Origin of the sequence: Vibrio sp. A8-1, from assembly GCF_013048685.1 — a bacterium.
Taxonomy (GTDB): domain Bacteria; phylum Pseudomonadota; class Gammaproteobacteria; order Enterobacterales; family Vibrionaceae; genus Vibrio; species Vibrio metschnikovii.
This window is the reverse complement of the sequence record NZ_VHTC01000054.1, coordinates 1-8,693: the sequence shown is the minus strand read 5'-3', so window position 1 is coordinate 8,693 and position 8,693 is coordinate 1. Positions and strand designations below refer to the sequence as shown.

Annotated in this window: 10 protein-coding genes and 1 pseudogene; 3 read left to right on the top strand and 8 right to left on the bottom strand. The window is 38.9% G+C overall.

The features are described from left to right. Positions 1–260: 260 nt before the first annotated feature. The 3 genes from FKN93_RS16515 to FKN93_RS16500 all read right to left on the bottom strand — a co-directional run bounded on the left by FKN93_RS16515 (position 261) and on the right by FKN93_RS16500 (position 1,803). Positions 261–680, bottom strand: a complete 420-nt coding sequence (locus FKN93_RS16515) for a GNAT family N-acetyltransferase (RefSeq protein ID WP_064626929.1) — start codon at positions 678–680, stop codon at positions 261–263. A gap of 146 nt (positions 681–826) precedes the next feature. Continuing rightward, entirely contained in the window at positions 827–1,300 is a 474-nt protein-coding gene (locus FKN93_RS16505) for a GNAT family N-acetyltransferase (protein ID WP_170905677.1), read from the bottom strand. Positions 1,301–1,452: 152 nt separating this feature from the next. Further along, on the bottom strand, positions 1,453–1,803 hold the full coding sequence (locus FKN93_RS16500; RefSeq protein WP_158145088.1) for a cupin domain-containing protein: 351 nt from the start codon (positions 1,801–1,803) through the stop codon (positions 1,453–1,455). A gap of 226 nt (positions 1,804–2,029) precedes the next feature. Between FKN93_RS16500 and FKN93_RS16490 the strand changes: the two genes are divergently transcribed. Both FKN93_RS16490 and FKN93_RS16485 read left to right on the top strand, forming a co-directional pair. Next, positions 2,030–2,308, top strand: a complete 279-nt coding sequence (locus FKN93_RS16490; RefSeq protein ID WP_032480862.1) for a type II toxin-antitoxin system RelB/DinJ family antitoxin — start codon at positions 2,030–2,032, stop codon at positions 2,306–2,308. Next, positions 2,301–2,570 carry a type II toxin-antitoxin system YafQ family toxin gene (locus tag FKN93_RS16485; RefSeq protein WP_039428600.1) on the top strand — a complete coding sequence of 90 codons (270 nt, stop codon included), beginning with the start codon at positions 2,301–2,303 and terminating at the stop codon, positions 2,568–2,570. Before FKN93_RS16490 ends, FKN93_RS16485 begins: the two co-directional genes overlap by 8 nt. 1,141 nt (positions 2,571–3,711) lie before the next feature. Here the strand turns inward: FKN93_RS16485 and FKN93_RS16480 are convergent. The 4 genes and pseudogenes from FKN93_RS16480 to FKN93_RS16465 form a co-directional block, all read right to left on the bottom strand. Then, a complete protein-coding gene (locus FKN93_RS16480; RefSeq protein ID WP_170905680.1) occupies positions 3,712–4,203 on the bottom strand; it encodes a GNAT family N-acetyltransferase in 492 nt (163 codons plus the stop codon). A 166-nt stretch (positions 4,204–4,369) separates the two neighbouring features. Further along, positions 4,370–4,792: a GNAT family N-acetyltransferase gene (locus FKN93_RS16475; RefSeq protein WP_158145094.1), complete on the bottom strand. Its 423-nt coding sequence runs from the start codon at positions 4,790–4,792 to the stop codon at positions 4,370–4,372. Positions 4,793–5,626: 834 nt separating this feature from the next. Continuing rightward, complete coding sequence (locus FKN93_RS16470) at positions 5,627–5,908, bottom strand: hypothetical protein (RefSeq protein ID WP_170905675.1); 282 nt, start codon at positions 5,906–5,908, stop codon at positions 5,627–5,629. Positions 5,909–6,054: 146 nt separating this feature from the next. After that, positions 6,055–6,473, bottom strand: a pseudogene (locus FKN93_RS16465) (VOC family protein). A 909-nt stretch (positions 6,474–7,382) separates the two neighbouring features. Here FKN93_RS16465 and FKN93_RS16455 point away from each other — a divergent pair. Beyond that, positions 7,383–8,051 (top strand): methyltransferase domain-containing protein, encoded by a 669-nt coding sequence (locus FKN93_RS16455; protein WP_170905674.1) that lies wholly within the window; start codon positions 7,383–7,385, stop codon positions 8,049–8,051. Positions 8,052–8,166: 115 nt separating this feature from the next. On the opposite strand, the gene FKN93_RS16450 is transcribed toward FKN93_RS16455, so the two are convergent. Then, the gene (locus FKN93_RS16450; protein WP_170905673.1) at positions 8,167–8,547 is read right to left on the bottom strand and encodes an MmcQ/YjbR family DNA-binding protein; all 381 of its coding nucleotides are present in this window, start codon (positions 8,545–8,547) and stop codon (positions 8,167–8,169) included. Between the last annotated feature and the right edge of the window lie 146 nt (positions 8,548–8,693).

The following is an 8,693-nucleotide window of genomic DNA, read 5'->3' as shown; positions in this document are numbered from 1 at the left end:
GAAACGGACTTAATTTCAAGTGCCGTTTTTTGAGCACTTTTATAATTTATAGCAATGACTTCTTTGAGTAACATTTTATTTATTCCCTAGACCACCGAAGTTAAATTTTTGCGATATGCATAACGCCGCGTTAAGGGGCAGCCGACGCTACTACCAACTTTCCGCATAACACCGTAACCACAAAAACCAACGCATAATAAAAATGCCACGCGTTGGCTGTCCCTCTTGAACGCTTTGTTATAAGCAAATAACACCTTGATTTAATTGATGTTCAATTGCTCAGAACTAGATAAAACCCATGCACTATTATGAGCTTCAAAACCAATTTTCGGATAATAACCTTGCGCTTTCGGCGCTGACAGTAAAACCAATTTACAACTTGGGCTCAACTCTTCTTTGGTCACTAAGATCAGATATTTACCTATACCATTGGATTGAACGCTTTCATCAACGGCTAAATCAGACAGATAGCAACAATAATGAAAATCTGTCACTGAGCGAGCCACACCGACAAGTTGATCGTTCAGCCATGCGGTCACAATTAAATTAGAGTTGTCGAGCATACCCTGAATAGTTGACTCATTATCCAAAGGACGACGCTCACCTAATGAAGTTTTCTTAAGTAAACTCACGAATTGTTCAACTGAGATTGGATGGTTTACTTTGTACTCGATTTCCATTTTTCATCCTCTGGGGCTGAATTTGCTTATAACGCCGCATTAAGGGGCAGACAACGCTACTACCAAGTTTCCGCATAACATCGTACCCACAAAAACCAACGCATAATAAAAATGCCACGCGTTGGCTGTCCCTCTTAAATGCTTTGTTAGGCGGCCGTTCTCTGCATTATATGTTGAGGACCAGCTGGACCACCTAAATACAAATTCCCTGTGTCTTCAAAACCACATTTAAGATAACAATTGTACGCGGCTTTATTACGGCAATTTACTGTCAATTGTAACCGTTCAAACTCTGGATAGGTTGAAGCAACATAGCTTGGTAACAAATTCATCGCTCTACTCGCAACACCTAAACCTTGATGATTATGATCAATCAGCAAAGCTCGAACGCCTAGCGCTGTTGGAGCACTAAAACTATAAGCGTCAGAATAAGATAGATCTAAGACGAAAAAACCAACAACTTGATCATTTTCGATGATCAAATGAGGATGTTCATCTTCTTTTAAAGATAAGATGAATTCACCAAGCTTATCGACTGTGAACTGAACTTGCTCGGGTTTTACTCGTAATTTTTCAACTTCAGCATCACGACTTTTATTATATTTCTCAATAATTAACATGTTACCTCGATCTCAAATGACGCCTAACGCCGCGTTAAGGGGTGAGCAACGCAACTACCAACTCACCGCATTGCACTAAAAACTAATAAAATCAATGTATAACGAAAATACCACGCGTTGCGAATCCCTCTTGAACGCCTTGTTATGGTGATTTATTTAAGACTTGCTTGGATAATAAGCAACTCGATTTCTTGTTCTGAGGTATTCACTAAACTATGAGTACCAAAACGCTGATTTACGATCATATCACCTGAAGATACTTTCTTTTCTTCACCTTCAATGATCATTGTCCCTTCACCTTTCAAAATAATGTACATTTCTTCATCATCTCCATGAGTATGCTCTCCCATAGAACTTCCCGGTGGCATGACAACGCGAATTGCAAAATCCCAAGCACCATCAAAATCTTTACGCCTAAATGCACGATAAATATCGATTGAACCTTCACCATCATGGCTATTGTGGTCAACTTCTTTGTCGCATGTATAAAAGTTACGTATCATTCGTACAAAATTCCTTTCCTATTGCTGTACTTAAATCTATAGAGCACCATAACGCCCGCTTAAGGGGCTGACAACGCTACTACCAAGTTTCCGCATAACACTGAAACCACCGAAATCAACGCACAGTAAAAATGCCACGCGTTGGAAGTCCCTCTTGAAGCGTTTGTTATGTGCCATTATACTAAAGTTTAACTATGTAATACATTGTACAACTAAAGGTGCTGTTATGAGAACAGAAATGCTAAGTACTCGTATAGACCATGATACCAAAGTTGCTTTTACTAGCATCTGTGACGAAATGGGTCTTAGTACATCACAAGCTATTAAAATTTTTGCAAAAGCCGTGATTAATCATGGTGGTATTCCATTTGACTTACGTGTGCCTCAACCAAATGAAACAACGATTTCTGCAATGAATGAACTCGTTCAAGGTCATGGGCATAAAGCAGAATCTGTTGACGCTATGCTTACTGAGTTAACTGAAGGCAAAGTTAAAAATGTATAGCTTAGAATACTCAACACAATTCAAAAAAGACTTCAAAAAAATCACAAAAATGCCGATTTCGGACATCATTGAAGTCGGCAACATCATATCAAAGCTGCAAAGAGGCGAAAAACTCGACCCTAAAAATGTTGATCACCCTCTAACTGGCGGATGGGTTGGATTCCGTGACTGCCACGTTAAACCAGATCTAGTGCTCATTTATCGCATTTTTGATGGCCAGCTCCAATTAGCTAGAATTGGCTCTCATAGTGATTTGTTCTGATGAACCTTAGTGGCACATAACGCCCGCTTAAGGGGCTGACAACGCTACTACCAACTTTCCGCATAACACCGTAATCACTTAAGCCAACGCATAATAAAAATGCCGCGCGTTGGAAGTCCCTCTTGAAGCGTTTGTTATGCTTTATTACCCATTGATTACATTGAACTTTTACAATGTTCATTGGTTAAAACCACTTTAACTCAAAATGATAAACTTGCCTACTTTCAGCAATCATTGGTGCCGATAAGATCCCAAATAAGTTGAAGCGAAATAGCCTGCGGAATCAAGGAGCAAACAACATCAAAGGAAGAGACTTTTCAGCAACAGTTGAATCTTTTGCGTACACAATTTATCAGAGTAAAAGCCGACAAAAACACAAAAGCATCGTTCAACTTTCAACAGCCACAAAAAAGAACAATAAACTAATAATATCAATAAATTAGAATAGTAAAACTTCTAAATCAGACTGAGTTTTCCCATTAAAATTTATATATTGATTTTGCTGAGGTTCAATAAAGCATAACGCCCGCTTAAGGGGCTGACAACGCTACTATCAAGTTTCCGCATAACACCGTAACCACCGAAATCAACGCACAATAAAAATGCCACGCGTTGGAAGTCCCTCTTGAAGCGTTTGTTATGCTTTATTACTTATTGATTACATTGAACTTTTACAAAATTCATTTGTTCGCAGCAGTTTAACTCAAAATGACAAACCAGCCTACTTTCAGCAATCATTGTTGTCGATAAGATCCCAAACAAGTTGAAGCGAATTAGCCTGCGGAATCAAGGAGCAAACAACATCAAAGGAAAAGACCTTTCAGCAACAATCGAACCTTTTGCGTACACAATTTATCAGAGCAGAGTTGGCCGACAAAACACAAGCATCGTTCAACTTTTAATCGCCACCAAAAAGAACAATAAACTCATAATATCAATGAATTAGAATACGAAAATTTCTAAATCAGACTAAGTTTTCCCATTAAAATTTATATATTGATTTTGCTGAGGCTCAATAAAGCATAACGCCGCGTTAAGGGGTGAGTAACGCAACTACCAACTAACCGCATTGCACTAAAAACTAATAAAATCAACGCATAATGAAAATGCTGCGCGTTGCGAATCCCTCTTGAACGCTTTGTTATGTAACAATATTTTCCATCATGTATATGTGGTCAGCATACATTTGACCACCAATTTCATAAGCATCAGGAATCACACTATGTAATGTGAATCCACTTTTGATTAACACTTTTTCTGAACCAAGATTACCTTCTGTAACCACAGCGGAGAAATTTTTTAGACCAAAATACTTTCGGGAATATTCAACTAAAGCTCGTAATGATTCAGTCGCATAACCTCGACCATGGAAGTGAGTTAAAAACATGAAACCAACTTCAACCGCTCCATTCTGGATGCAATAACCTGTTATACCTACTTTGATACCCGTTTCTAATTCGGAAACAACCAAACAGCACCAATGGTTAGAATCTAGTGTCCATGGTTCAAGCCTAGAACGAAATTTAGACTGAATTTCCAACAACGTCGGCTCATCGAAGCAAAGTGAAATAACCTTTGGATCGGTATGAAGAATTTGAAATAGAGGCCAGTCCGCTTCTGATATCGGAGACATCACTAAACGATCTGAAAATATTTTTTCCACTGAACCTTCCTTGTTACATAACGCCGCGTTAAGGGGTGAGCAACGCAACGACTAACCTTCCGCATCGCACTAAAAACTAATAAAATCAACGCATAACGAAAATGCCGCGCGTTGCGAATCCCTCTTTAACGCCTTGTTAGGAGATTGTTCTCGACATGCTGTAAAACCTGTCATCTTCACTATCGACAACAAAACCTGACCTATCATAAAGGTGGTAAGCTGGACTGATTTTAAATACCCGCAATCTAAGACGATTTGCACCCGAATTAATTGCTAAACGTTCACATTCAGCGAGAGCTGCTGCCCCAAACCCTTTATTTTGATGATTATGGTTAACCTGTAAATCACGGATATAACAACCATCATTATCAAATGCTAATCGTATGGCACCGACAACCTCGCCTTTCAACAATATGTCGAAATTGACCAAATCACTGATTTGTTCTTCAATTTTTGAACAATCCCAATCAACAGCATAGTGCTCGTAATATGAACGCATATTTTCATAAGTAATCTGAGCTGAAGATGATAAATTGTCTGTTCGCTGAAATGAAATCATGGAATCTCCTAACGCCCACTTAAGGGGCTGACAACGCGACTACCAAGTTTCTGCACAACACCGTAATCACTTAAGCCAACGCATAATGAAAATGCTGCGCGTTGGAAGTCCCTCTTGAAGTGTTTGTTATGCTTTATTAATTATTGATTATATTGAACTTTTTAAAAGATTATTGGTTAAGGCCACTTTAACTCAAAATGATAAACTTGCCTACTTTCAGCAAGCATTGTTACCGATAAGATCCCAAACAAGTTGAAGCGAATTAGCCTGTGGAATCAATGAGCAAACAACACCAAAGGAAGAGACCTTTCAGCAACAATCGAACCTTTTGCGTACACAATTTATCAGAGCAGAGTCGGAAAAAAGCGCAAAAGCATCGATAAACTTGCGCTAACCAAACACTGTCAGCAAGTAAGAAGCCAATGAGATCCCAAACATGCTGAAGCGAAATAGCCGGTGGAATCAATGAACAAGCAACAACAAAGAAAGAGACTTTTCAGCGACAATCGAACCTTTTGCACACACAATTTATCAGAGCAGAGTTGGCCGAAAAAGCACAAGCATCGTTCAATTTTCAATAGCCACCAAAAAGGACAATAAACTCATATTATCAATTGATTAGAATGGAAAAACTCTAAATCAGACTAAGTTTTCCCATTAAAATTTATATATTGATTTTGCTGAGGCTCAATAAAGCATAACGCCCGCCTAAGGGGCTGACAACGCATTACCACTAAACTCAAACACAACAACCGTAACCACCGCGGCTCAATGGGACTGGAAACGCCACGCGTTGACAGTCCCTCTTGAGGCGTTTGTTATGTGAAAACCCAACTATCGAGCACCAATTTTTAAGACCTGTTTAAAAAAGTACAACATGAAGCCTGAAGCTATTGGAAAAATAATTGAAAACGCAGTCAGGCCGATCTTATGCGACGTTTTTTTAGCGGTAAAAGACACATAGAATGAATACAAAAGCATGTGAACCAAAGCCAGAATAACTAACGTTTTTAATAAGTTAATTATCATAACGTCTAATGATAATACCTTGATGAAAGCAGCAATAATAAAAACACCCCAGAAGCTTATCCCTGCATACTTATCAATTCGATCCACTACTGTATCTCCCTATTTCACATAACGCCGCGTTAAGGGGTGAGCAACGCAACGATTAACTTACCGCATTGCACTAAAAACTAATAAAATCAACGCATAATGAAAATGCCACGCGTTGCAAATCCCTCTTGAACGCCTTGTTATGTTTATTTTTCGTACAACTCTAAGGGTAAACCATCTGGATCTTTAAAAAAGGTGAATCGTTTACCTGTAAATTCATCAACTCGAATTGGCTCAACATCAATTCCGTATGATTGTAACTCGTTAGCTGTCGATTCTACTGAACAACAAACGCCAAATGCCTTAAACCTTGAGCTTCTGGATTACTTAATCTAGGCGGTGGCTCTGGAAAAGAAAACAGCTCAATTTGTCCACCATTTGGTAATGCTAAATCTAATTTATATGAATCTCGGCTTTCTCGATAATTTTCGGCAAGGATCTTAAGGCCTAATATTTCCGTATAAAATGACTTAGATCGTTGATAATCTGAGCAAATAATCGCTACATGATGAATACTTTCTAAATTCACAACATTCTCCGATTTGAACTTTAGCCGAGTAAACATAACGCCCGCTTAAGGGGCTGACAACGCTACTACCAACTTTCCGCATAACACCGTAACCACAAAAATCAACGCATAATAAAAATGCCGCGCGTTGGAAGTCCCTCTTGAAGCGTTTGTTATGCTTTATTACCCATTGATTACATTGAACTTTTACAATGTTCATTGGTTAAAACCACTTTAACTCAAAATGAAAAACCAGCCTACTTTCAGCAATCATTGTTGTCGATAAGATCCGAAACAAGTTGAAGCGAATTAGCCTGCGGAATCAAGGAGCAAACAACGTCAAAGGAAGAGACCGTTCAGCAACAATCGAACCTTTTACGCACACAATTTATCAGAGTAAAGCCGGAAAAAAGCGCAAAAGCATCGATAAACTTGCGCTAACCAAACACTGTCAGCAAGTTCATGAGCCCAAACATGCTGAAGCGAAATAGCCGGTGGAATCAATGGACAAGCAACAACAAAGAAAGAGACCTTTCAGCGACAATCGAACCTTTTGCGTACACAATTTATCAGAGTAAAAGCCGACAAAAACACAAAAGCATCGTTCAACTTTCAATAGCCACAAAAAAGAACAATAAACTAATAATATCAATAAATTAGAATAGGAAAACTTCTAAATCAGACTGAGTTTTCCCATTAAAATTTATATATTGATTTTGCTGAGGTTCAATAAAGCATAACGCCGCGTTAAGGGGTGAGCACGCAACGACTAACTTACCGCATTGCACTAAAAACTAATAAAATCAACGCATAATGAAAATGCCACGCGTTGCGAATCCCTCTTGAACGCTTTGTTAAATGCCTTGCACTAAACTCAAATTGCTTTAACCTTTATCACACTTTTTGTTTCGTCATCTATGGATTATTAGTATTTGGCTTAGCTTTACTACCTAACCAAGAACCATTATGACAACTACACTTCGTATTCGTTACCAAACTATTGTCATTGGAAACAATGATATACATCTATGCACTTTACGTGATAAACAACAGTTTAGCGACCCTAAAAATACGGCACAAAATTTAGGTATCTCTTCTGCTTCATGGCCAATTTTCGGGATTGTTTGGCCATCCAGCTTAGTTCTAGCACACCATGTTCTTAACTTAGATACCAATAACAAACGAATTCTTGAAGTCGGTTGTGGCATTGGATTATCAAGCCTACTTCTGAATGAGCAAATGGCAAACATCACCGCCACGGATTATCATCCTGAAGTTGAAACATTCCTAGACAGAAACACTCAACTGAATAATCGGAAAAAAATTGCTTTCGAACGTGTCGATTGGGCAGATGCGAGCAGTCAACTCGGCCTTTTTGATTTAATCATTGGTAGCGACCTTTTATATGAAGACCAACACATCTCATTGTTGGCTCAGTTCATTCAAACTCATGCTAATCCGACATGCGATATTATTATTGTTGACCCAGACCGAGGTCGGAAAAATAAACTTAGCTCGAAAATGAGTGAATATGGATTTACGAGTGATCACATAAGACCAGACAATACCGATTATTTAGAGCAAAAATTTAAAGGTCACATACTCAGATTTTCGCGTACATCTGAAAGCATTTAACGTCGCGTTAAGGGGTGAGCAACGCAACTGCCAGCTAACCGCATTGCACTAAAAACCAATAAAATCAACGCATAACGAAAATGCTACGCGTTGCGAATCCCTCTTGAACGCTTTGTTATGTGCGTGTTTCAGATTGACACAGAATCCCTAATTCAGCCTGCTTCTTTTTACTTAAACCACTTGAAACAATTCTATAGGATTCAGATAGATAATAACGTAACTCATCATCAAGGCGACTTCCCGTTTCAGTTTGCTGAATCCATTTCATTCCTCGATTAGCAAAATATGGTGCTGGTCTGTAACCATCACAATTACTCAGAAAATCAAAGTTCAGGTCTGACACCTTAAAAGTAAATGCCGATTTCCCGTCAGAGCTCCAACCTCCGACCGCAAATACCTTATTGCCTACTTTCCATACATCAGAATTGCCCCATTGAACAACATGACTAGTAGCGGGGAAAGAGCCGCAAAATTCATTAAATTCATCGTAATTCATATTGTTCATCCTTGAAGCACATAACGCCGCATTAAGGGGCAGGCAACGCAAACAACTAAACTCAAACTAGCCAGCCGTAACCTCAAATGCTCAACCAAACCAAAACTGCCAAGCGTTGACTGTCCCTCTTGAATGCTTTGTTATGT